Origin of the sequence: Zunongwangia pacifica, from assembly GCF_023499215.1 — a bacterium.
Classification (GTDB): Bacteria; Bacteroidota; Bacteroidia; order Flavobacteriales; family Flavobacteriaceae; genus Zunongwangia; species Zunongwangia pacifica.
Genome location: NZ_JAKHSK010000048.1, coordinates 1 through 22,148 on the forward strand (window position 1 = coordinate 1; position 22,148 = coordinate 22,148).

The 22,148-nt window shown below is 37.6% G+C and carries 19 protein-coding genes and 1 pseudogene; 13 read left to right on the top strand and 7 right to left on the bottom strand.

Translation table 11 applies throughout. The features are described from left to right. Positions 1–136: 136 nt before the first annotated feature. The 4 genes and pseudogenes from L1967_RS20275 (at position 137) to L1967_RS20290 (ending at position 4,073) form a co-directional block, all read left to right on the top strand. Positions 137–583 carry a site-specific integrase gene (locus tag L1967_RS20275; protein WP_249603330.1) on the top strand — a complete coding sequence of 149 codons (447 nt, stop codon included), beginning with the start codon at positions 137–139 and terminating at the stop codon, positions 581–583. A 1,116-nt stretch (positions 584–1,699) separates the two neighbouring features. Continuing rightward, a pseudogene (locus L1967_RS20280) lies at positions 1,700–2,626 on the top strand (RHS repeat-associated core domain-containing protein); the annotation flags it as partial. Positions 2,627–2,628: 2 nt separating this feature from the next. Next, positions 2,629–3,252 carry a hypothetical protein gene (locus tag L1967_RS20285; RefSeq protein ID WP_249603331.1) on the top strand — a complete coding sequence of 208 codons (624 nt, stop codon included), beginning with the start codon at positions 2,629–2,631 and terminating at the stop codon, positions 3,250–3,252. A gap of 206 nt (positions 3,253–3,458) precedes the next feature. Continuing rightward, entirely contained in the window at positions 3,459–4,073 is a 615-nt protein-coding gene (locus tag L1967_RS20290; protein WP_249603332.1) for a DUF4230 domain-containing protein, read from the top strand. A 79-nt stretch (positions 4,074–4,152) separates the two neighbouring features. Here L1967_RS20290 and L1967_RS20295 read toward each other — a convergent pair whose 3' ends face one another. Next, on the bottom strand, positions 4,153–5,922 hold the full coding sequence (locus L1967_RS20295) for an aromatic amino acid hydroxylase (protein ID WP_249603333.1): 1,770 nt from the start codon (positions 5,920–5,922) through the stop codon (positions 4,153–4,155). Positions 5,923–6,011: 89 nt separating this feature from the next. Here L1967_RS20295 and L1967_RS22330 point away from each other — a divergent pair, with 89 nt between their 5' ends. Beyond that, entirely contained in the window at positions 6,012–6,143 is a 132-nt protein-coding gene (locus L1967_RS22330) for a hypothetical protein (protein WP_262917477.1), read from the top strand. A gap of 37 nt (positions 6,144–6,180) precedes the next feature. On the opposite strand, the gene L1967_RS20300 is transcribed toward L1967_RS22330, so the two are convergent. The 3 genes from L1967_RS20300 to L1967_RS20310 are packed head-to-tail and all read right to left on the bottom strand — an operon-like array spanning position 6,181 to position 8,936. Next, positions 6,181–6,720 carry a DUF4136 domain-containing protein gene (locus tag L1967_RS20300; protein ID WP_249603334.1) on the bottom strand — a complete coding sequence of 180 codons (540 nt, stop codon included), beginning with the start codon at positions 6,718–6,720 and terminating at the stop codon, positions 6,181–6,183. Between the two features lie 33 nt (positions 6,721–6,753). Continuing rightward, positions 6,754–8,736 carry a urocanate hydratase gene (locus tag L1967_RS20305; protein WP_249603335.1) on the bottom strand — a complete coding sequence of 661 codons (1,983 nt, stop codon included), beginning with the start codon at positions 8,734–8,736 and terminating at the stop codon, positions 6,754–6,756. A gap of 32 nt (positions 8,737–8,768) precedes the next feature. Then, positions 8,769–8,936, bottom strand: a complete 168-nt coding sequence (locus L1967_RS20310; RefSeq protein ID WP_249603336.1) for a C1orf53 family protein — start codon at positions 8,934–8,936, stop codon at positions 8,769–8,771. A 33-nt stretch (positions 8,937–8,969) separates the two neighbouring features. Here L1967_RS20310 and L1967_RS20315 point away from each other — a divergent pair, with 33 nt between their 5' ends. Genes L1967_RS20315 through hemL form a run of 4 tightly spaced genes read left to right on the top strand, consistent with a single transcriptional unit; the run spans position 8,970 to position 12,435 of the window. After that, positions 8,970–9,296: a hypothetical protein gene (locus L1967_RS20315; protein WP_249603346.1), complete on the top strand. Its 327-nt coding sequence runs from the start codon at positions 8,970–8,972 to the stop codon at positions 9,294–9,296. Between the two features lie 39 nt (positions 9,297–9,335). Then, positions 9,336–10,295 carry a 1-aminocyclopropane-1-carboxylate deaminase/D-cysteine desulfhydrase gene (locus L1967_RS20320; protein ID WP_249603337.1) on the top strand — a complete coding sequence of 320 codons (960 nt, stop codon included), beginning with the start codon at positions 9,336–9,338 and terminating at the stop codon, positions 10,293–10,295. A gap of 1 nt (position 10,296) precedes the next feature. Continuing rightward, positions 10,297–11,130, top strand: coding sequence for a glucosaminidase domain-containing protein (locus tag L1967_RS20325; protein ID WP_249603338.1), 834 nt, complete (start codon positions 10,297–10,299; stop codon positions 11,128–11,130). Positions 11,131–11,142: 12 nt separating this feature from the next. Next, the gene (gene hemL / locus L1967_RS20330; protein WP_249603339.1) at positions 11,143–12,435 is read left to right on the top strand and encodes a glutamate-1-semialdehyde 2,1-aminomutase; all 1,293 of its coding nucleotides are present in this window, start codon (positions 11,143–11,145) and stop codon (positions 12,433–12,435) included. A 551-nt stretch (positions 12,436–12,986) separates the two neighbouring features. Here the strand turns inward: hemL and L1967_RS20335 are convergent. Continuing rightward, a complete protein-coding gene (locus tag L1967_RS20335) occupies positions 12,987–14,498 on the bottom strand; it encodes a GH3 auxin-responsive promoter family protein (protein WP_249603340.1) in 1,512 nt (503 codons plus the stop codon). Positions 14,499–14,611: 113 nt separating this feature from the next. On the opposite strand from L1967_RS20335, the gene L1967_RS20340 reads away from it, so the two are divergent. The 3 genes from L1967_RS20340 to L1967_RS20350 are packed head-to-tail and all read left to right on the top strand — an operon-like array spanning position 14,612 to position 16,176. Further along, positions 14,612–15,406 carry a DUF2797 domain-containing protein gene (locus L1967_RS20340; protein WP_249603347.1) on the top strand — a complete coding sequence of 265 codons (795 nt, stop codon included), beginning with the start codon at positions 14,612–14,614 and terminating at the stop codon, positions 15,404–15,406. Positions 15,407–15,416: 10 nt separating this feature from the next. Then, positions 15,417–15,977: a sugar O-acetyltransferase gene (locus L1967_RS20345; protein WP_249603341.1), complete on the top strand. Its 561-nt coding sequence runs from the start codon at positions 15,417–15,419 to the stop codon at positions 15,975–15,977. Positions 15,978–16,011: 34 nt separating this feature from the next. After that, a complete protein-coding gene (locus L1967_RS20350) occupies positions 16,012–16,176 on the top strand; it encodes a hypothetical protein (protein WP_249603342.1) in 165 nt (54 codons plus the stop codon). 765 nt (positions 16,177–16,941) lie between these two features. Here the strand turns inward: L1967_RS20350 and L1967_RS20355 are convergent. Further along, on the bottom strand, positions 16,942–19,638 hold the full coding sequence (locus L1967_RS20355) for an AsmA family protein (protein WP_249603343.1): 2,697 nt from the start codon (positions 19,636–19,638) through the stop codon (positions 16,942–16,944). Positions 19,639–19,878: 240 nt separating this feature from the next. Continuing rightward, a complete protein-coding gene (locus tag L1967_RS20360; protein WP_249603344.1) occupies positions 19,879–20,586 on the bottom strand; it encodes a queuosine precursor transporter in 708 nt (235 codons plus the stop codon). Between the two features lie 111 nt (positions 20,587–20,697). Between L1967_RS20360 and folK the strand changes: the two genes are divergently transcribed. After that, complete coding sequence (gene folK, locus L1967_RS20365) at positions 20,698–21,825, top strand: 2-amino-4-hydroxy-6-hydroxymethyldihydropteridine diphosphokinase (RefSeq protein WP_249603345.1); 1,128 nt, start codon at positions 20,698–20,700, stop codon at positions 21,823–21,825. Positions 21,826–22,148: the final 323 nt, after the last annotated feature.

Here is a 22,148-nt window from a genome sequence, read left to right on the forward strand (position 1 = left end):
ACGAACTGGAGGATTTATATTACAGTTACGAAACTGAAAATATCAAAGACCAATACCACAGATTAACAGCAAAAAGAGATAGGATAATCGTCGGTCTGATGGTCTATCAAGGCTTATCAACGACCAATTTAAAGCGTTGGAAGTCCGGCACATAGAAGTTTACAAAGGTAAAATCTATGTTCCGGGACACAAGAAAATGAATGCACGGGAACTGGAACTAAAACCCTGGCAAGTCATTGAACTACTAGAATACATCAAAGAAATCAGGGAAGAAATAAAAGAGCGTAGAAATATAGACTTTCCTGCCGGCGAGGCAGGAAGTGAACGCTTATTGATACCAAACAACGACCGATTAAGTGGCACAATTACCAACATCATTAAAAAGCTGAAAAAGACCAATCACAAAGTCGAGAACATCAATCAAATAAGAGCAAGTGTAATTACCAATTGGTTAGGGCAATATAATTTAAGAAAGGTTCAATACTTGGCGGGACATCGTTACATCAGTTCCACCGAAAGGTATTTACAGGACGACCTGGAAAACCTGCACGAAATCGTCAACAGCTTCCATCCGATAAAGTAAAACCCGAAACCAAGGGAAGTGGAAATATCCCCAGGGCAAAAAGTCCACGCCGCTCGTACCCTCACGGCTCGCCCTGTCCTTTTTGCCCTTCCGCGCGCCACCGCCCTTGCAGGTTTTTGTGCGCCACCACTAAAGCAGCCCATTGCTTTTTACCACACCCAACGCCCGGTCGTCCGGTACGCAAAAAATACTGTACACAGGGCACAGGCATTTTTTACGTACCTCCCTCGCCAGCGCAAAAAAGCAAAGCGCTGCGCCAGAAAAAAGAAAGCTAATGCACAAAAACCTGCCCCAAGCAAAGTTACATAACGCACGGGCTTTATAATACACAGGCAGTATTTTAAATTGTTGAATCGGTCAGCCTGTGTAGTTATAAATTGCGTTATGTAAAATGTCCGCTGATGCCTTTGCGCTCTTTGCCCACGCTACTGCCAGCGCACTACGAAACGGAAATATTTACTTCGTAACCAATCAGAGCGCACTCAATCGCCGTTCAGGCTATCATTCCAATAACGGTTGAAAATCCACGCTTCGCCAACCTCTTTTTCAACCGTTATCGGAACGTTTAAACGTTTTTAAAAGATGAAGATTTACACGAGGCTGAACCGAGCGCAAAGGCAATCTTCAGCTTTTAAAAATGAAACAACCGAAGGGCGTTAGCTATCCGAAATCTCTACAACCGATAAAGAAAACTTCAATCCGTGTTCCGCTGTGAGCGTTGGGAAAGTCGGCTATTTTACATAGTTGTATTATGGGGCAGGAATCAAGGGAATGTACCCATAATGCCCAATTATGTAGACATAGCTTTGGAAAGGGCTTTTGCTCTGGTCTTTTTGGCAACTCTTTTTTACCGATAAAACACAATGATTAAACATCAAAAAAGTGTTGCAGGCCAAAAAGAGCGGAAGCCCAAGCAGGGAAAGGGAGCAACGCCAAGACAAGGGATGTTTTGTTAAAAATAGTTGGGTTGGCGTTGCGAGGGATTAAATACCAATCTGTATATTTATGGTCGGAAAGATGGTGCGGAAAGGACGTTCTTATGAAAAATTTTTAGAGGGAAACCGCTGAAAAGTGCGCCATAGTTGAAAAAAATGCGTTAACGTCTATCCTTTTGGACTTGAACATAAAGGGTATAATAACGTTGTAAATGGTACACATCATCCTTATATTTTCAATGGAAAGGAAGAACAGGAAGAACTTGGGTTGAACTGGCACGATTACGGAGCAAGGATGTATGATGCTGCTATAGGTAGATGGCACTCAACAGATAATAAAGCTGAATTTTATTTTGCTAACTCCCCATATGTGTACGCACTAAATACACCTACGAACGCTATTGACCCTGATGGTAATTTAGTGATATTTATTAATGGCTTAGGTGGTGGCGGTGCGAATTATTGGAGAAATTATGATACTGCTAAAGATAATTGGTTGTCACAACCAAATAAAGTAGCTTTTGATTTACGTGTATCGGATCATTTTAATGATCATAAAAGAAGATATTATGATGGTTCTCCTGGTTCATTGTTCCATAATATCTCTGCTTCAAACAGGTATTCAGATGGGTATACAAAAGGTAAAGCAGAAGCGGCATCCATTATTGAAAGTTTAGCAAGAGACCCGCAAGGAAATATCACAGAAACCATAAAAATAGTTACTCATAGTATGGGAGGAGTTTATGGAAAAGGATTTGTGAAAGCTCTAAAAAATTATATCAAAAACCATAAAGACCCTAGAGTACGTAAGGCATTAATTTCTGTTGTAGCAGACTTTGACCCTTTTCAAGCAGGAAGTAAATACGGTAGAGCAGATTCAGACATATTTACTCAACAATTTATTCACGAAGGATTTTGGGATTTTCTTGGTTTTGGTGGTTTAGCGAATCAAGAAGAAGAAGGTGCGGACGATAAACAAAACGATGAGAAAAAATCATCTCATTTCATTGATACTTTTGTTGGAGATATAATTCAACTGCAAGAAGGTACTTACGAATGGGATAAAGATAAAGAAGAGTGGGTTTGTACTAGCTGTAAAAAAGACTAATTATGAAATTGTTTAAGTTTTTATATCCAATATTAATTTTAGTAGTGGTTATTTCTTGTGAGTGTAAGACTAATACGCCTATAGAGTTTTTAAATAAGCATAATACATCAGAAGCAGTATATGCAAGAGATATTAAAAATTTAGAAAAAGAGACACTAAATTACATTGATTCTATTGGAAAACAAAAAACTCCAAAATCTAAAGTTACTAACGTAGATATTTTTATTGATACGGTTTTTTACAATAATGAAAATAAAATAGTTCTCCTAGCAATTACTAAAAGGATTAATCCGTACGTTAAATTGAAATCAGGAGATGAGTATAAAGATGGGATTGATTATTATGGGAATTGCTTTATAGGGAGTACAGACTCATCTAATATTAATATTATTCATAAATTAAATCACTCCGTAAACTCAGATGAGCCAGATGGTTATTCACGAGTTAAAAAGAAACTTAGGAAAATATATTTATGTGAAATGAATAATGGAAACAATAGATATAATATTAATGATATGCGATTTTGGGATAGTAAAGTTTGGGAAGAAGCAGAGATTATGAATGCTAAAATGAAGCGTTATTTGGAAAAGAAAAAAACAAATCCCGAAGATGTTTATCCTCGATAAATAGCAAGTTAGATTAGTCCTATTATATAGACCACCTTTAATGAGGTAGTCCCATTTTAAGAATATTAGATTTATCTTTCTATTAATACTTTACAAGTAGCGGAATTAGCAAGCCATTCTGCATTTCATAGATGTTTGATTATTCTTTTTTATTCTATTTAATTTCTAGTTTATTATCTTTAAATTCAACTTTTAATCCTTCTAAAATGAAAAGGTTCCTGCTGGGTGCTGCTGTGGTTTTACTTATTGTATTCGGAGTTCGCTATTGTGAGAATCAGCAAAACGAACGCGAACAATTAGCACAAAATTCCCAGTTAATTCAGGAGCAAATTAAGAATGTAGGGAAATTAGTGGTTACAGAAGGTAATTTCTCCCAGGTTTGGTCGTATAAAGATTCTAAGAAGTTTTATCTGGATGTTTTTTCAGCCAGAAAAAAAGCATTAATCGTAGTAAATGCCAAAGTTACGGTAAGCTATGACCTTAGCGAATTAGAAACCGAAATCGACCAGGAAAACAAACGGGTCATCATAAAAAGTATCCCTAAAGAAGAACTCAATATTTATCCCGATATTCAATATTACGATGTTACACAGGATTATTTAAATCAATTTGAGGCTTCAGATTATAATACCATCAAAAAGAAAGTAACGGCTTCCATTAAGAAAAAAGTAGAAGCTTCCAGTATCAAATCGAATGCGCAAAACCGACTTATCAGCGAGCTTTCTAAAATCTATATTCTTACCAATAGCATGGGCTGGACGTTAGAGTATAATGATATGCCGGTAAATTCTCAAAATGATTTTAACGATATTAAGCTTTAATCCTCATCGATGGTTTAATCTCAGTCATTATCGCATTTGAAAGATATTGGTATTCTTACTACTAAAAATAGACTTTTCCTTAGAATTTTGATGTTTCGGCGGTCAGTTTGGTTTCTGCCATTGAAATTCCGTCTTCAATCAAGTGAGCGATTTTAGGCCTTTTTTGCTGAAGTTTTTCTAAATATTCTTTACTCATTTTGGCTAATTTCGGGTCATGTTCTAAAGCAAGCTCATAAATCTCGGTTACTAATAACCAGTCTTCCTGATGATCTTTTTTCAGGATATCAAATACCGCCTGAATGCTATATTTGGTATTTTTTCCTTCTCTGAAATGACGAACAGCTTCATATAAATCTTCAAGTTCCTTCTTTTTTGCCGTTTTTTTGGTCTTGATGGTTTTCGAACTTGTTTGATGGGTAATCAGATCGAAAGAATGATGATCTGCCGGCCCGGCGAAAGCCGAGACGATCTCTTTACCCACCGCCATATCGTATCGTCCCCATGCCGGTTGAAACAATACTTCATCCACATATTTTACGGTACAGTTTTTAAAGCTGATAAGCGTAATTTTTCCCTGAAGATTTCGGGTGCCGGTAATAATTTCTCCATTAATGGTGATTCCACCTTCAAACTCTAATGTGACATTTTTACCTTCATAAATATGGTACGCTTTTAAGTCACGCGGACTCATATCTTCAATCGCTAAGTTGATCCCTTTTAATTTTCCTATGGGCGATCCAAAACCTTCAGGGTGCGATTTTGTACCGTGGCCTACCAGTTCTTTCTCGCGATAGGCTAATGCTGTTTTTCCTTTGGTTTGAATATAAATAGGTTTTCCTTCAAATTCGATTACGTTTTCAAAATTTCCGGAAACTTGTAAACCGGTACTAAACTCAATTGTGCCCAATCCTTTAGAATCGATCAGTTTTTTGATTCCGCTTAAACCACCTTTTCTCAGTGCCATTTTATTGGCAAATTCTTCTAAAACCAAACTCAAATGTGCAAAATCTGGTGTCACATAAAGTTGAGGCTGCGGTTGGGTAATATCAAATTCCTGCTGCATGGCTTCAATCGAATATGGGATCTTTTTTACTTTATCGGTTAGGCAGGATTTACTTTCTCCAATCGAGGATAACAAACCTGCACCGTAGATCTTAGGATCTTCAGGAGTGCCAATTAAACCATATTCTACCGTCCACCAGTGTAAATTTCTAATCAAAGACATTTCACTTGGCGTTACTTCTTTTTGCTGAAGGTCTTCAACAACTTTTTCAATTTTGGCGATTTCATCCAACGGAGTGCCTTCAGCTTCTTTTAGAATAGAGAGTTTTCGAATGGCTTCATACACTTCGTAATCATGAGCGCTGGAAATCGCTTTACAACCAATTTCCCCAAATCTTCGCAAATATTCAGCATACTCGGGATTTGCTATTATTGGGGCATGGCCAGCACCTTCGTGAATGATATCTGGAGCAGGAGTGTATTCAATATTTTCCAATTGCCTGATATCGCTGGCGATCACCAAAACATTATAGGCCTGAAATTCCATAAAAGCAGCAGGCGGAATAAATCCGTCTACAGCAACGGCTGCCCAGCCAATTTCTTTTAGAATGCGGTTCATTCCATACATATTTGGAATATGATCTATGGAAATTCCCGTTTGTTTGAGTCCTTCTAAATACGATTTATGCGCAACTTTGCTTAGATACTCAACATTTTTGCGCATTACATAACGCCACACTGCCTGATTAATCGGTGTATAATCTTCATAGTTTTGTGCTTTAATATATTGCTGAAGATGTGCGGGTAGTCGCTCCAGTATTTCATTAGACTCAATTGAATTAAGCATAAATTTGTGGCTTGTTTAAGTAATGAATATACGAAATTTACAAACATTTGTGCTGATTTCTAAAAATATACTAAAAACCTGAGTTGTATGTGAAAGATTTTGCACGCAGACTGGATCAAATGGAAGCTTCGATACAAGATCTAAAAGGATTTCTCTTAGCTACCAAAACGATTTTAAATGGAGAAGGGGTAATAAAAAAAGCCTTTCAGATGAAAGGCTAACTTTAAATTTATCCTGGATTATTTAAAATCCATCTATTTATTTTTCAGATCCTGGAGGGTATTTTTCCAAAATTTTAGAAACGATCTCATTGATTCTTTCCTGCTTTTTGCTTACTCTCTCTGCAAGGGCCGCAGTTCCCATTCCCTGCCATACCAGTTCTTTAGTATCGGCATCGATAAGATCGATATATAAAGTACCATCACTGGTTCTGTTTACAGTATTAAATCCTGTATTCCAGTACCAGGGAGACCATCCCCATCCATAACCCCAACCCGGATTATTTTGGTAGATATTAATGTTCTCGTGCGTTTTGGTAAAAATGCTTACAAGAAGATCTGGACTTTGTGATTTGTCAAATCCCTTTTCAGCCATAGTTCCTTCTATAGCACGCATAATTCTTTTCTTATCAAGGTCTGAAATTTCGGCTTTATCAATTCCTGGTTTAAAGAATGCAAAAGAACGATACGAATCAAAATCTGCTTCGCGATCGTAATCTGAAGCTACTCTTACGGTGCTACATGAGGTTACCAACAGCACCAGTAGCATCAATACAGGAGTAAATTTTAGAACTTTCATAGGTGTTATATTTTATTATGGTTAATGTAAATATCAAAAAAGGGAATCATCAACCATATTTGGGAGGGTAACTTTTAGCTTTGGTTCCATTTGCATAGCTCGACTGGCAGCGAAAACCGCTCCTTCGTTTTTTGCCCAGGATCTTCTGGCTATTCCATTATTCACATCCCAAAAAAGCATAGATTCTAATCGCTTTTCAGACTGTTTATTACCCTCAAGAATCATGCCGAATCCGCCGTTTATAACTTCGCCCCAGCCAACGCCACCGCCATTATGAATGCTTACCCAGGTAGCACCTCTAAAGCTGTCGCCAATCACATTTTGTATCGCCATGTCTGCGGTAAAACGCGAGCCGTCGTAAATATTAGAGGTTTCGCGGTAAGGAGAATCGGTTCCCGAAACATCGTGATGGTCACGCCCTAAAATAACCGGGCCAATTTCACCATTTTCAATCGCTTTATTAAAAGCTTTTGCAATTTCAATTCGACCTATAGCATCGGCATACAGAATCCTGGCTTTAGAGCCTACCACCAGTTTATTTTGCTTTGCGCCTTTGATCCAGCGAATATTATCTTCCATTTGCTGAGTGATTTCAGCTGGAGAATCCTTTTTCAGTCGTTCTAAAACTTCAGTGGCAATTTTATCGGTTTTGGCTAAATCTTCTTCTTTTCCGCTGGCACAAACCCATCTAAAAGGGCCAAAGCCATAATCAAAACACATGGGTCCCATAATATCCTGAACATAGCTTGGGTATTTAAAATCACCATTTTCGGCTAAAATATCGGCTCCGGCACGAGAGGCTTCCAGTAAAAAAGCATTTCCATAATCAAAGAAATAAGTGCCTTTAGCGGTATGTTTATTAATCGCGGTGGTTTGTCGTCGCAAACTCTCCTGAACTTCTGCTTTAAATTGTTCAGGATCATTAGCCATCATTTCTTTGGCTTCTTCAAAAGAGAGGGTTACGGGATAATAACCACCAGCCCAGGGATTATGTAAAGACGTCTGGTCGCTGCCCAAATCGATATAGATATCATTTTCAGCAAAATACTCCCATATTTCAACAATATTACCGTGATAAGCGATAGACACTACTTCTTTGTTTTTTCTGGCTTCTAAAACACGTTCAGCAAGAAGACGAATATCAGCAATTACTTCATCTACCCAACCCTGGCTATGCCTTGTTTTAATCGCTTTTTCATTTACTTCAGCACAAACGGTAATGCAACCGGCAATGTTTCCGGCTTTGGGTTGTGCGCCGCTCATCCCGCCAAGTCCCGAGGTTACAAAAAGCTTTCCGGAGAGATCTTCGTTATTTTTAGCGATTTTTCTTCCGGCGTTCAACACAGTGATCGTGGTACCGTGAACAATTCCCTGCGGACCAATATACATATAGCTTCCCGCCGTCATTTGCCCATATTGCGTTACCCCAAGGGCATTGAACTTTTCCCAATCGTCGGGTTGCGAATAGTTTGGGATCATCATTCCGTTAGTCACTACCACGCGTGGAGCATTTTCGCTGCTGGGAAATAAACCCATGGGGTGACCCGAGTACATCGCTAGCGTCTGATCATCTTCCATGGTGGCCAGGTATTGCATCGTTAAAAGATACTGTGCCCAGTTTTGGAAAACCGAACCATTCCCGCCATACGTAATCAATTCGTCCGGATGCTGTGCTACCTCATGATCCAGGTTGTTTTGGATCATGAGCATGATCGCTTTGGCCTGAGTGCTGTTGCCGGGATATTCTTCAATTGGTCGCGCATATATTTTATAATCGGGTTTAAAGCGATGCATGTAAATACGGCCAAAATCCTCTAATTCCTGCTTAAATTCTGGTAGCAGTGTTTTATGATGTTCAGGTTTAAAATATCGAAGCGCATTTTGCAGCGCCAGCTTTTGCTCTTCAGGATTTAAAATGGCTTTTCGTTTGGGAGCGTGGTTGACTTCAGGATCCAGTGGTTTAGGTTCTGGAAGTTCGTTGGGAATTCCCTGTAATAGCTGTTCCTTAAACGTCATTTTCGTGTGTTTTAAAATGATTGCTGAAATAATTACTGCGTATTTGTTTTTTTATTGTACCCATAAGGACAATGCCGGCACCCACTCTCGCAGCAATAGCCGCGCTTAAGATGGTATTGCTCGGTAAAACATCGATAGCCTTCTGGCGTTAAATAATAATCGCCTTCTTCTAGCGGTATTCTTTTCTTTGAAAAACTCATAAAAACAAAATTACAATTCTTATATTGAAGATTATGGTTTTGGTCAACAAACATATTTTAGGTAAAAACTTTATTGCTGTTACCATCTGGCCTGTGATTTTTGTGAAAAACGCAGCCTATAAGCGAGATGAATTGTTGCTGAATCATGAAAAAATCCACTTGCGGCAACAATTAGAGCTTTTTGTCATTTTCTTTTATATTTTTTATGCTGCGGAATTCATTTTTCGGTGGATTAAATATAAAAATGCCATGACGGCTTACCAAAATATAAGTTTTGAGGTTGAAGCCTATAGCAACGAAAAAGATGAAGACTATTTAAAGTCCAGAAGAGTCTTTTCTTTCCTAAAATATTATCGTTAAATTCTTTGTAGCGATTTTAGCCTTTCTCATCTTTGCATTATGAACGCTGCGGAAAACATCGAGTCGATATTCCATAAAAATAAGCCTCTTTTTTCACGAAATGACTTTATCAAAAAGTTTGAAGATAAGAATATTGAAGTCTGGTTGAAGCGGGAAGATCTGCTGCATCCTGAAGTTTCGGGGAATAAATTCAGAAAGCTTAAATACAATGTGCTGGAAGCCAAAAAGCTTCAAAAACAACGAATTTTGACGTTTGGTGGTGCGTTTTCTAATCATATTTCCGCTACAGCTGCTGCCGGGAAGTTATATGGAATACCCACAATTGGAGTAATTAGGGGAGAAGAGCTGGCAAAAGATCTTCAGCAAACCTTAAAATTCAACCCTACTTTAAAATTTGCTTCAGCATGCGGAATGGAATTTCATTTTGTGTCGCGTGAAGATTTCCGAAGAAAAAATGATCCCGATTTTATCGAATCGCTGTATGCTGAATTCGGAGATTTTTATCTGGTGCCTGAGGGCGGAACAAACCAACTTGCCATAAAAGGTTGTGAAGAGATTTTAAGCGAAGAAGATAAAAACTTTGATCTTATTTGTGTTGCCGCCGGGACTGGTGGGACGGCTTCAGGAATAATAAATGCTTCAGGTAAAGATCAAAAAGTTTTGGCATTTTCAGCATTAAAAGGTGATTTTCTAAAAAATGAAATTGGTCATTTCAGCAATAAAAAAAACTGGACACTCGTTAGCGATGCGCATTTTGGTGGTTATGCTAAAATAAATGAAGAACTGGTAAGTTTTATAAATGAATTTAAATTGGAGTTTGGAATTCAGCTTGATCCCGTGTACACCGGTAAAATGATGTTTGGTGTTTTTGAGATGATCAAAAAAAATAGAGTTCCTGAAAATTCCCGTATTTTAGCGGTGCATACGGGCGGTTTGCAGGGAATTGCTGGGATGAACCGCAGATTGGAGAAAAAGAAAATGAGTTTAATAATTGAATAATATGAGGTTAAAACCTTATTTGATATTGGTTGTTTTTGCACTTTTTATGGCTTCCTGCGGAAGCAAAAAGAAGGTGACAACACGTAAAAACCGAAAACATAGAAATGAAGCGGTGATCAATAACCGCAATCAGGGAAATAGAAATACAGAAACTCCGGCTGAAGTGGTCGATGCTGAAACCATGCCGGTAAGAACCTACGATTTTACGGTAGAAAATTATATTGCAGATTATGCCCCAATCGCCCAACAGGAGATGCGATTGTATAAAGTGCCGGCTAGTATAACTTTAGCACAGGGAATCTTAGAATCGGGTTCTGGGAAAGGAAGGTTAGCACAACAGGCCAATAATCATTTTGGGATTAAATGTCACGACTGGAGGGGTGAAAAAATTTACCATGACGATGATCGCAATCAGGAATGTTTTAGAAAATATAAGCATCCAAAATATTCCTTTAGAGATCACTCCTTGTTTTTAGCGGAACGCCGACGCTATGCCGAGCTCTTTGATTTAGATGAAGATGATTACAAAGGCTGGGCAAAAGGTTTACGCCAGGCGGGTTATGCTACAGATCGCCGATATCCCCAAAAATTGATCGATTTGATAGAGCGTTACGAATTATACCGCTATGACGCCGATGTTTTAGAGCGTCCTTCGCCAAGTTATACCACCACGTTTGAAGCTAAAGGTGATAGTTATATTGTGAAAAAAGGAGATACATTATATTCTATTTCTAAACGCTATAACACGACGGTAGATGAAATTCAGCGATTGAATAATTTAAACGGAACCAATATTGAAATTGGTCAAACCTTATTAGTAAAAGAAAGACGATAAAAATTGCAACATATGATTTATCAAAGAAGTAGTGCCTTATTTGCTGAAGCTAAAAAAGTAATTCCGGGCGGCGTAAATTCGCCGGTGAGAGCTTTTAAAGCCGTAGGCGGAGATCCTGTTTTTATTGAAAAAGCAGAAGGGGCTTATATTTATGATGAAGATGGAAATAAACTCATCGATTATATTAATTCCTGGGGACCAATGATTCTTGGTCATGCCCATAAACCGGTGGTGGATGCCGTGATCGAAAGAGCCAAGAAAGGAACCTCTTTTGGAACGCCAACAGAAATTGAAACCAAAATCGCCGAATTAGCCGTGAAAATGGTGCCAAATATCGATAAGATAAGGATGGTAAATTCGGGTACCGAGGCGTGTATGAGTGCCGTTCGATTAGCCAGAGGATTTACCGGTAAAGAAAAGATCATAAAATTTGCCGGATGTTACCACGGGCATAGCGATTCATTTTTAATTCAGGCCGGGAGTGGAGCGATGACTTTTGGAACGCCAAACAGCCCGGGAGTTACCCAGGGAACAGCAATAGATACTTTGTTGGCAGCTTACAATGATCTGGATGGTGTAAAACAGATCGTAGATCAAAATAAAGATGAAATTGCCTGTATTATCGTAGAGCCTGTGCCAGGAAATATGGGATGTATTCCACCAGCTGAAGGATTTTTGGAAGGTCTAAGAGCACTATGTGATGAAACCGGAATTTTACTGATTTTTGATGAGGTGATGACTGGTTTTAGACTGGCTGCCGGAGGTGTGCAGGAGCGACTGGGAATCAATGCCGATATTGTTTGTTTTGGGAAAGTAATTGGTGGTGGTTTGCCGGTAGGTGCTTTTGCTGCCCGAAATGAAATTATGGATTATCTGGCTCCGGTTGGGCCGGTGTACCAGGCAGGAACTTTAAGCGGAAATCCGTTGGCGATGGCTGCCGGATTGGCGATGTTAACCGAGTTGTCTGAGAATCCCGAAATTTTTAAAAGCATCGATAAAAAAACAGAATATCTTCACGAAGGGATGGAGAAAGTTTTGAAAGCAAACGGTGTAAAACATACGATAAATCGAGTGGGCTCGATGATCTCGGTACATTTTTCTGAAGAAGCGGTAACCGATTTTGCATCTTCTGCGGAAGCGGCAAGAAATGGAAAATTCAACACATTTTTCCACGGAATGCTGGAAAGCGGAATTTATATCGCACCAAGTGCTTTTGAAACCTGGTTTATTAGTGATGCTTTAAGCTATGAAGATCTGGATAAAACGATAGCAGCCGTAGAGAAAGTGACCAAAGATTTTGACTAATATCGATTTCATATAAAACCAACCGGTATTTTGAATTTTCAGAATACCGGTTTTTTTGTTTTTGAGGATTAAGGTAAAGAGACTTTTCGACTTTTTAAACAACAAACCTCACAGGTTTCTAAAACCTGTGAGGTTTATTTATTGGCACCGCCAAAGGGTATAATACCCCGAGGCTTGACTCGAAATTAAAAATTTGTTTTCAACGAATGCCTTGTGGGCTTACCCCGAGGTACTTTACTTGCAATGGATAATTATCAAGATTGTATAATTTCAAAGCTTATTTTAAAAAGCTGAAAGCTAATTGCTGAGCGCTAAAAGCCTTCCTTTAATTGCTAATTGTATATTGAATTTTCAAAAACTGCCAACTGAGACTGCTTATTGTCAACTGAAAAGAACTTCTCGATACATCAAATTTCTCTATTGTATTCCAAAATTTGCCACTCGAAGTGACTAAAAAGTTCATTTTTAAAAGGCTGAAAGCTAATCGCTAAAAGCCTTCCTGTTAATTGAGTTTTGTAAAGTTGCTTACTGATAACTGTAAACTAAAAATCCTACATCATCCCAAGTAATTCTTCAAGATAATCTCTGGAGTTTGATAATCTTGGAATTTTATGCTGGCCGCCTAGTTTGCCGTTTTTCTTTAACCAGTCGTGAAATAATTTTTCTCTGGCCACATGAATCTTCGGCGCGTTGAGGGTCATATTTAAATAACGCTTGGCTTCATAATCACTATTTACCTTTTGTAGGGCTAAATCGAGATCGGTATTAAATTCTTCCATCGATTTAGGCGGATGCTTAAACTCGATAATCCATTCGTGTGCCCCTTTTTCTTTCCCTTCCATAAAAACAGGAGCTGCTGTATAATCTACAATTTCACAATTGTTGGTTAGTGATGCTTTTTTAAGTGCTGCTTCAGCATTCTCTATGATTAATTCCTCACCAAATACGTTAATATGATGTTTTGTCCTTCCAGAAACTTTAATGCGGTAAGGACTAATTGAGGTAAACCTTACGGTATCTCCCACTTTATAACGCCACAGTCCTGCGTTAGTGGTAATCACGATGGCATAATTTTTACCAATTTCAACTTCAGATAAAGGAATAATTTTTTCTGCTTCACTTCCGTAGCTGTCCATTGGGATAAATTCATAGAAAATTCCGTAGTCCAGCATTAACAACATTTCCTTATGGTCGTTTTGATCCTGGCAGGCAAAAAAACCTTCTGAAGCATTATAAATTTCGTAATATCTAAAATCCTCATTAGGAAGGATTTTTTGATATTGTACCGCATAGGGATCAAAACTTACTCCGCCATGAAAATACACTTCTATATTTTGCCAAACTTCAAAAATACTTTCTTTATCGGTATGTTCTAATACGTTGTTTAGTAAAACAAGCATCCACGAAGGGACACCTGCAAGGCTGGTTACATTTTCCTGTATCGTCTCTCTTACAATAGCGCCCATTTTGGTTTCCCAATCGTGCATTAGTGATACTTCGTTACTGGGCGTACTACTAAATTCTGCCCAAAAAGGCATATTATCGATTAGGATGGCCGAAAGATCTCCAAAACTGGTGCCTTTTTCTCTATAGATTTCTTTACTTCCGCCAAGACGTAGGCTTTTTCCAGTAAATAATTGTGATCCCGGATTATTGTTTAAATACATGCACAGCAGGTCTTTACCTGCCGCATAATGACAATCTTCAAGAGAATCTTCACTAACCGGGATAAATTTGCTTTTCGCGTTGGTGGTTCCGCTAGATTTTGCAAACCATTTTATAGGGGTAGGCCAAAAGATATTGGTTTCTCCCTGCCGACTTCTTTCGATAGCTTCGTAATAATTCTCGTAGCAATGAATAGGCAACCGACTAGCGAAATCCCGATAATTTTTGATTTCAGCAAAGTTATATTTTCTACCAATTTCAGTATTTCGAGCTTTGTTAATAAGCCCTTTTAATAATTCTTCCTGTACCTCGTTAGGGTATTTTATAAATAATTCCATCTGATGGATACGCTTCTTTAAGAACCAGGAAGCAATGGAATTTACTAATGGAATTGGCATTTATTTATTATATATTTATCAGCTCTTGGCAGAGCTTTTTGGTTGGTCGGTTAAAAATAATCGATTCTTTGAAGCCTGCAAAAACGCATCAGTTAAAAATATACGAAAAAGCTATGAGATACGAAGGGGTGCTAACCAAAATGAAAACCGAACTGCTGGATGAAGTTGAATATTATCTTGATTTTGAGAATGATTTTTTAAATCTTAATCAGCTTTTAGATAAAACGATCAGCATTAATTTTTTGCGTTTTCAGTGCTTAAATTGTGGGCAGCAAAAGAAGATTTTTCGCCAGGGTTTTTGTTATGATTGTTTTAGTTCTATCCCACAAGCGGGCGACTGGATAATGAAACCCGAATTAAGTAAAGCGCATTTAGATCAGGAAGATCGTGATCTGGAATATGAGAAAAGTGTACAGTTACAACCTCATATCGTGTATTTAGCAAATTCCAGCAACGTAAAAGTTGGGGTGACCCGAAAAACACAGGTGCCTACCAGATGGATCGATCAGGGAGCACACGAGGCGATTGCAATTGCTGAAGTCCCTAATCGTTATTTAGCCGGAATTACTGAAGTTGCGCTTAAAGATCATGTTTCAGATAAAACCAACTGGCGTAAGATGCTTACCAACGATATTTTAGATCTAAATCTTGAAGAGGAACGTGAAAAATTAAAAGGTTTTATTCCTGAAGAAGCCAAAGCGTACTTTTTGGACGATCAAAAAGAAACTGTAATTAATTTTCCAGTAAAACAATTTCCAAAAAAAATTAAGACCTTAAATCTTACAAAATCACCATTTTATCAGGGAGAATTAAAAGGTATAAAAGGCCAATATCTATTATTTGAAGACGGCACCGTTTTTAACGTAAGAGCTCACGAAGGTTTTGTGGTAGAAATACAGGTAAGTTAATGCTATGATTATGAAATCTGAAAAGAAAAAAATGCTGGCCGGTGAGTTATATTTTGCCGGAGATAAAGAATTGTCCCAAGAGCGATTAAAGGCTCGGGAATTACTTAAGAAATTTAACGCCTGCCCTGAAGATGAGCCTGAAAATTTAAAATCGATTCTTAAAGAGCTGATTCCGGAAGGAGGAAAAGGATTGTTTATACAACCGCCATTCTACTGCGATTACGGCTATAATATTAAAACCGGAAAAGGAGTTTATTTCAATTTTAATTGTGTGATTTTAGATGGGATGGAAGTGAAAATTGGTTCCAGAAGTATGTTTGGCCCCAATGTACAAATCTACACCGCTTCCCATCCTTTAAATGCTAAAGAACGAGCCTCGATGCTTGAGTTTTCTAAAGCGATTGAAATTGGCGATGATGTTTGGGTTGGTGGAAATGTTACGATTTGTCCCGGAGTAAAAATTGGGAATCGAGCGGTGATTGGTGCAGGGAGCGTCGTGACCAAAGATATCCCAGATGATGTTTTTGCTGCTGGAAATCCATGTAAAATCATCAAGGAAATCGAGCAATAGGTATTGCTGTTTTTTAATTAAAAAGATACAATTTATGCTGAAATTATCGAATCTTGTCCTACTGCTTTTTTTAACTTCTGTAGCGTTTGGCCAGGAAATAGATCATCCCTCCAAAAAGTATTCTGAAGATTCTGAAATAGAGGTCGAAAACTTTTTAATTAAGGCCAAAGAACAAGATAATGTAGCTATTTTTTGCTGAAAGCAGGAAAAGATTTCTCGACTTCACTTCGTTGCGCCCGAAATGATGAAGCCGTTTTTTTGCTTCCCTTACTCTATTGAAACCTATTCATTATTTCACGAAATCAACATACACAATAGGGTGACATACATAAGTCATTTCGACTGAAGCGCAGCGCAATGGAGAAATCCATTACGATAAAAAAGATTTCTCGACTTCACTTCGTTGCGCCCGAAATGACGAAGCCCGTTTTTTTGCTTTCCCTTACTCTATTGAAATCTATTCATTATTTCACGAAGTCAACATCCAAATACATAGGGTGACATACATAAGTCATTTCGACTGAAGCGCAGCGCAATGGAGAAATCCATTACGATAAAAAAAGATTTCTCGACTCCACTTCGTTGCGCCTGCCTGCCGGCAAGGCAGGCTCGAAATGACGAAGCCCGTTTTTTGATTTCCCTTATTCTATTGAAATGTATTCATTATTTCAGGAAATCACCATCCACAAACATAGGATGACATACATAAGTCATTTCGACTGAAGCGCAGCGCAATGGAGAAATCTCTTACGATAAGAAAAAAAGGATTTCTCGACTTCACTTCGTGCCCCCGAAATGACACAAGACTATTTTTTAATAGCTGAAAGCTGATCACTAATAGCTAAAAGCTTTCCTGCTAATTGCTTATTGAATCTTGTAAACCTGCAAACTGAGACTGCCAACAGCTTTATTATTTATTGAATTTTGAATAACTGCCTACTGCTATTGTAAACTGTTAACCGAACTACTGCACTGTGTCTTTCTTCTTTTTATTTTTATTCAGTAATCCGCCTAAAATCGATTTTGCAGCATCTTCAAGTTTTTTCTCCTGAGTTTTGGTAGAATCAGCTTTTGTTTGCGGTGTCGGAGTTGCAGTACTATCGGTAGTTTGCTGATTTTGGTTGTTTTTACCCAATTGTTTATTAATCAAATCGTTTAAGGCATTGGTGCCTTTTTCTTTCAGGTTATTTTTTTGTTCTTCAACAATTTTCTGCGTTAAACTACTAATCGCCTGCTGCATATTGAGATTGATTTGCGGACTTTGGAACGTTCCGCTTAATCCAACAGGAATTTCAACTTTGGTATTCTGTAAATCCGATCCGCTTAATTGGCTCAATGTATTTCCTACCTGGTTTCCTAAATACTTGGCAGGAACATCTAAATTTAGTTTATAATTCATGTTCATATCAAAACCATGACTACCCGAAACCTGTACCAAGACATCTTTTATTTTAAAATCGAATGGCTGAATATTTACGGCTCCATCATTAAAAGATAATTTTGTTTTCAGGTTATTTAAATCGATCTTGTCCAGATCGATAAAGTTAAGCTGACTGTCCAACTTCGCTAAAAGCGGCATTTTTTCAGGGTTTACATCGGCAGTTAAAATTTGCGCTAAAGCATCACCGGCCAAACTTGTTAAAATGGGCGTTAGATCGTTATTTAAATTTCCTTTTAAATTCAGGTTCGTCTGTATTTTTCCTTGCAGTGCATTCGCAATCGGTGCCAATCCCTGCATTAATTCCAATCCGTTAAAAGATTCCGCAATGCTAATCGCATTCAAATCTAAAGACATATCGAAAGTTGGCGTTTCAGATTTTGTAGAAACATGACCATTAAGCGCGATATTCCCATTAAAAATATCTGTTGTAATATTTTCTAAAGTTGCGGTTTCATCACGAATAATCAGTTTCCCTTTCGCATTGGTAAGCTTCAGATTATCGTAAAGTACCTTTTTTGCATCAAAAGTTAAGGCAACATCAAGAAAAGATGGGATTTTTATCGCTTCTTCGCCGGTAACTACTTTTTCGGTTTTAGGGGGTTCAGAAGTATTTTCTTCGGAAGTTTTAACTGGTTTCTCTTCGGTTTCAGCAATCATAAAATCGTTAACGGCAAAAGTGTTTGACTTTACATTAAAATCTCCTTTTAATTCCTGATCTGTAAACAGGAAACCCATTAAATTCTGAATAGTTCCTGTAGCCTGTAAATCGGTTTGACCGGTAGTTAGATTAAGCTCTGGAACAGAAACATTCCCCTGATTTAAATTCACCCTGGCACTCGAAATTTTAATCTCATTCGGTATTTCAGGCGATTTGTAGCTAAAGTTTTTTATCGCTGCCGTCCCGCTACTTTTCACGTTTTGATATTGTTCTTTTTCAATACTGTTCATATCAAAGCTTGTGGAGGCATCGACCGTAAGAATTCCGTTTAGATCAAGATCCATATCTAAAGGATACGCTTTATCGAGATTCGCTAAATTTAGGGTCCCGTCTAAATCCAGATCAACCAGCATATTCCCCATAAGATTTTTTACGCTTCCGTTAGCGGCAAAACGATCCTGATCGATCCTGAATTTTACATTATTGAATGTTATATAGGTATCTTCTACAATTCCGGTTTCGTTTAAAACACGCAAATCAAGATTAATATCCTGTACACTTTTTGGTAAATCTGGATATTTAAAAGAAGCATTGTTTGAAGTTACTTTAATATCTAACTTAGGAATGTATTTGTCGTTAGCAACCCCTTTAATCATTCCATCGACCACAAAATCACCGTTAGTCTCTACATTTTCGATATTCTTGGCGTAAACTTCAGGAATTACGGCCAGGAAGTTTTTAAAATCAGACGATGGGGTTTTAAAGGTCAGATCGATATTCGTATCGTCACCATCAACCTGCACAAATCCGTCAAAAGTTAAAGGCAACTGATTTATATGCGCTTCGTTTTCAAGAAAGGTATATTTAAGGTTCTCCAGATCCATTTGTAGCACCGCATCTAAATCGACTTTATTTCGGTTTAAATAGTTAATACTGTCAAATTCAAAAGAAACAATCGCTTCGGTATCGGTATCCAATTCGGTTTCATCAAGAGAAAAATCCCCGGTTCCCTGGTGATTTAATTCTTCTAATTTTAAGGCCATTTTTGTGCCTTTATCGATATAATTTAATCTGGAATTATTAATCTCATAATGCTTAAGATCTAAACTGAAACCGCCGGTGGTATCAGCCGCAGTTGCTGTGTTTGTTGCAGTGGTATCTACTTTGGCGATATCGTAATTAGCTCTTCCTAATGAATCTACCAAAATATTGATATAAGCATTGTTCACTTTAAATTCGTCTATACGCTTTGGTTCGTCACTGCCTTTAAAAAGCTCTTTGATGCTCATCTGTAAGGTAACTTCTTTAACATCGGCCAGTGTATCGCCTTCAAAAGGAGCATTGTTAATTACGCTCACATCACTTAAAACCACGGTGGCCTGTGGGAAACTTCTAAATAAACTCAGATCGATATCGGCAAATTCAACCTTGGCGTTTACGTTATCATTAATCGTCTTTTTAACGAAATTCTCTATTTGTGAAGAAAATAAAAAAGGAGCTGCAATTAGTAAAACAATAATTACAAGCAACGTAATCCCTATAATTTTAAATACTTTTTTCATCCTAATTATGGTTAAGTAGTAGTTTTTACTCGATAATCGAGATTAAATATTTTCAACGTTTACCTCAAAATAAACTTGTATTCTAATAAATGCCCTAAGAACTTTACCTGAGATACTTTACTCGATAATTGAGATTAAATATTTCAACGTTTACCTCAAAATAAACTTGTGTTCTAATAAATGCCTCATGGACTTTACCCGAGATGGTTTGCTATTAATTTTTCGGAAAGTCATTCCGAATTAATCTTCTTCTTCCAAGATAATTTCTTCCCCTTCCGCAAGCTTAAAGCGTTTTCTCATTGCATATACCGCGGCATATAAAAATGGGGTGTCGCAAATCGCCACAATTACCTTAAATAAAAATCCACTTAGTAAAAGTGCTCCAAAACGATCCCATTCAATTTTATGAAAGCTACACAGCAAAAAAAGCACAGAAAAAGTATCTACAAATTGGGAAAGAAAGGTCGAAAAGTTATTTCTTATCCAAAGATGTTTTCCTTTAGTGAGTTTTTTCCAAAAATGAAAAAGCTGGATGTCGATGTATTGCGCCAGTAAATAGGCCAGCATCGAAGCTATTACAGCAATGGCGGTAGCACCAAATACCTTTTTAAACAATTCGTCTCCAATAGGGGACCAATCTGTTGCCGGTACAGCATCTGCGGTATAAATAATCAATAAAGAAAAGAGCGAGGCAAAGATACCAGCAGTCACTACCTGATTGGCCTTCTTTTTTCCATACACCTCACTAATAATATCGGTAATTAAAAATGTCACCGGATATGGCAAAATACCCACCGATATTTCGAAAGTATAAATGCCGAAAAAATCCCAGCTAAAAAACTTCTGAAATATCAAATTAGAAACTACCAGAGATGCAATGAACAAGGCGGCCAGAATCAAATAAAATCTATACGCCGTAAGTTTATCTTTTAAGTAGAGTTTTGCCAAATTAATTTTTTAAAAATACTTACCAACAAAATTAAGGGTATGTGCATTTGTTTTGCTTAATTTGCTGTGAAATTATAGCACATCCCTTATTAAACTTTTCTTAATTACAGTTTGAAATCCCCTAAGATAGTACATATAGCGCTGGGAAGCAATGAAGGAGAGCGTTTTGAAATTTTACAAAATGCCGTAAACAAGATATTTGAAGAAATTGGAGAAATTATACAAATCTCTTCGGTTTATGAAACACCGGCCTGGGGTTTTTCAGGAAATAATTTTCTTAATGCCTGTATTTCGGTTTCTACACGTTTTACTGCGGAAGAGGTGCTTCGGAAATTATTAGCGATTGAAGCTTATTTTGGCCGAAAAAGAAGTGATGCCAAAAATTACCAAAATCGAACTTTAGATTTGGATGTTTTACTTTTTGAAGATGAAGTGCGCGAAACAGAAACCTTAACGTTGCCGCATCCACAAATCCAAAATCGACGTTTTGTATTACAACCTTTAAATGATATTGCTTCTAACGAAGTGCATCCCGTACTGAAAAAGAAAATTCAGCAATTATTATTAGAAGTAAAAGATGATGCCGAATTATCCAAAATTGATACAAAGCTCGAAGCTCCCAAAATCAATCACAAATTTAGTTCCTGTAATTATATCGCGGTTGAAGGGAATATTGGTGCCGGAAAAACCAGCTTTTCGACGATGGTATCGCAAGATTTTAACGCTAAGCTAATCTTAGAACGATTTAAGGACAATCCTTTTTTGCCTAAATTTTACGAAGACCAGGAGCGCTATGCGTTTTCACTGGAAATGTCTTTTTTGGCCGATCGTTACCAGCAATTATCTGATGATCTGGCCCAATACGATTTATTTAAAGACTTTGTAATCTCTGATTACGATGTTTTTAAATCGTTGATTTTCGCAAAAATCACTTTAGCAGAGGACGAATACTCGCTATATAAAAAGTTATTTCATCTAATGTACAAAGAATTGGTAAAACCCGATTTGTATATTTACCTGTACCAAAATACCGACAGATTACTTCAGAATATCAAAAAAAGAGGCCGCGAATACGAACAAAATATTCAACCCGAATATTTGATGAATATCAATAAAAGTTACCTCTCTTTTATCAAATCGCAAACCAATATGAAAGTCCAGATCATTGATATTTCTGAACTCGATTTTGTAAATAATCGAAAAGATTATTTAAAGTTGTTAGGGGAGATTGAGTTGTGAATTTTAGGTTACAGCATACAAGTGGCGTCATTCCGTGTTTGACGCGGAATCTCATTATGTAAGATGAGATGCTCAATCAAGTTCAGTATGACGAAAATATACAAATTTCGAATTCAAAATTCAAATTTCTCGAAGTATTCTAACTTCGTACTTCTAACTTAAAAAGGGATCTCTCCACTCCGCCTGCCTGCCGGCAAGGCAGGGTCGAGATGAACTGTGTTTATATACAAGATAAATTTAAGTTATTTTCGGTGTAATAGGTTTTTTGTGTAGCAATAGCAAAGGCCTGCTTTAAAAGTTTGTTGACCACCGCTATCAAAGCC

What these genes read in the sequence shown, in the direction of transcription:
- hemL (WP_249603339.1), top strand. Translation starts at nt 11,143, where the DNA reads ATGATTTATCAAAGAAGTAGTGCCTTATTTGCTGAAGCTAAAAAAGTA.
- L1967_RS20325 (WP_249603338.1), top strand. Translation starts at nt 10,297, where the DNA reads ATGAGGTTAAAACCTTATTTGATATTGGTTGTTTTTGCACTTTTTATG.
- L1967_RS20350 (WP_249603342.1), top strand. Translation starts at nt 16,012, where the DNA reads ATGCTGAAATTATCGAATCTTGTCCTACTGCTTTTTTTAACTTCTGTA.
- L1967_RS20310 (WP_249603336.1), bottom strand. Translation starts at nt 8,936, where the DNA reads ATGAGTTTTTCAAAGAAAAGAATACCGCTAGAAGAAGGCGATTATTAT.
- L1967_RS20285 (WP_249603331.1), top strand. Translation starts at nt 2,629, where the DNA reads ATGAAATTGTTTAAGTTTTTATATCCAATATTAATTTTAGTAGTGGTT.
- L1967_RS20320 (WP_249603337.1), top strand. Translation starts at nt 9,336, where the DNA reads ATGAACGCTGCGGAAAACATCGAGTCGATATTCCATAAAAATAAGCCT.
- L1967_RS20305 (WP_249603335.1), bottom strand. Translation starts at nt 8,736, where the DNA reads ATGACGTTTAAGGAACAGCTATTACAGGGAATTCCCAACGAACTTCCA.
- L1967_RS20345 (WP_249603341.1), top strand. Translation starts at nt 15,417, where the DNA reads ATGAAATCTGAAAAGAAAAAAATGCTGGCCGGTGAGTTATATTTTGCC.
- L1967_RS20295 (WP_249603333.1), bottom strand. Translation starts at nt 5,922, where the DNA reads ATGCTTAATTCAATTGAGTCTAATGAAATACTGGAGCGACTACCCGCA.
- L1967_RS20290 (WP_249603332.1), top strand. Translation starts at nt 3,459, where the DNA reads ATGAAAAGGTTCCTGCTGGGTGCTGCTGTGGTTTTACTTATTGTATTC.
- L1967_RS20340 (WP_249603347.1), top strand. Translation starts at nt 14,612, where the DNA reads ATGAGATACGAAGGGGTGCTAACCAAAATGAAAACCGAACTGCTGGAT.
- L1967_RS20300 (WP_249603334.1), bottom strand. Translation starts at nt 6,720, where the DNA reads ATGAAAGTTCTAAAATTTACTCCTGTATTGATGCTACTGGTGCTGTTG.
- L1967_RS20355 (WP_249603343.1), bottom strand. Translation starts at nt 19,638, where the DNA reads ATGAAAAAAGTATTTAAAATTATAGGGATTACGTTGCTTGTAATTATT.
- L1967_RS20315 (WP_249603346.1), top strand. Translation starts at nt 8,970, where the DNA reads ATGGTTTTGGTCAACAAACATATTTTAGGTAAAAACTTTATTGCTGTT.
- L1967_RS20335 (WP_249603340.1), bottom strand. Translation starts at nt 14,498, where the DNA reads ATGCCAATTCCATTAGTAAATTCCATTGCTTCCTGGTTCTTAAAGAAG.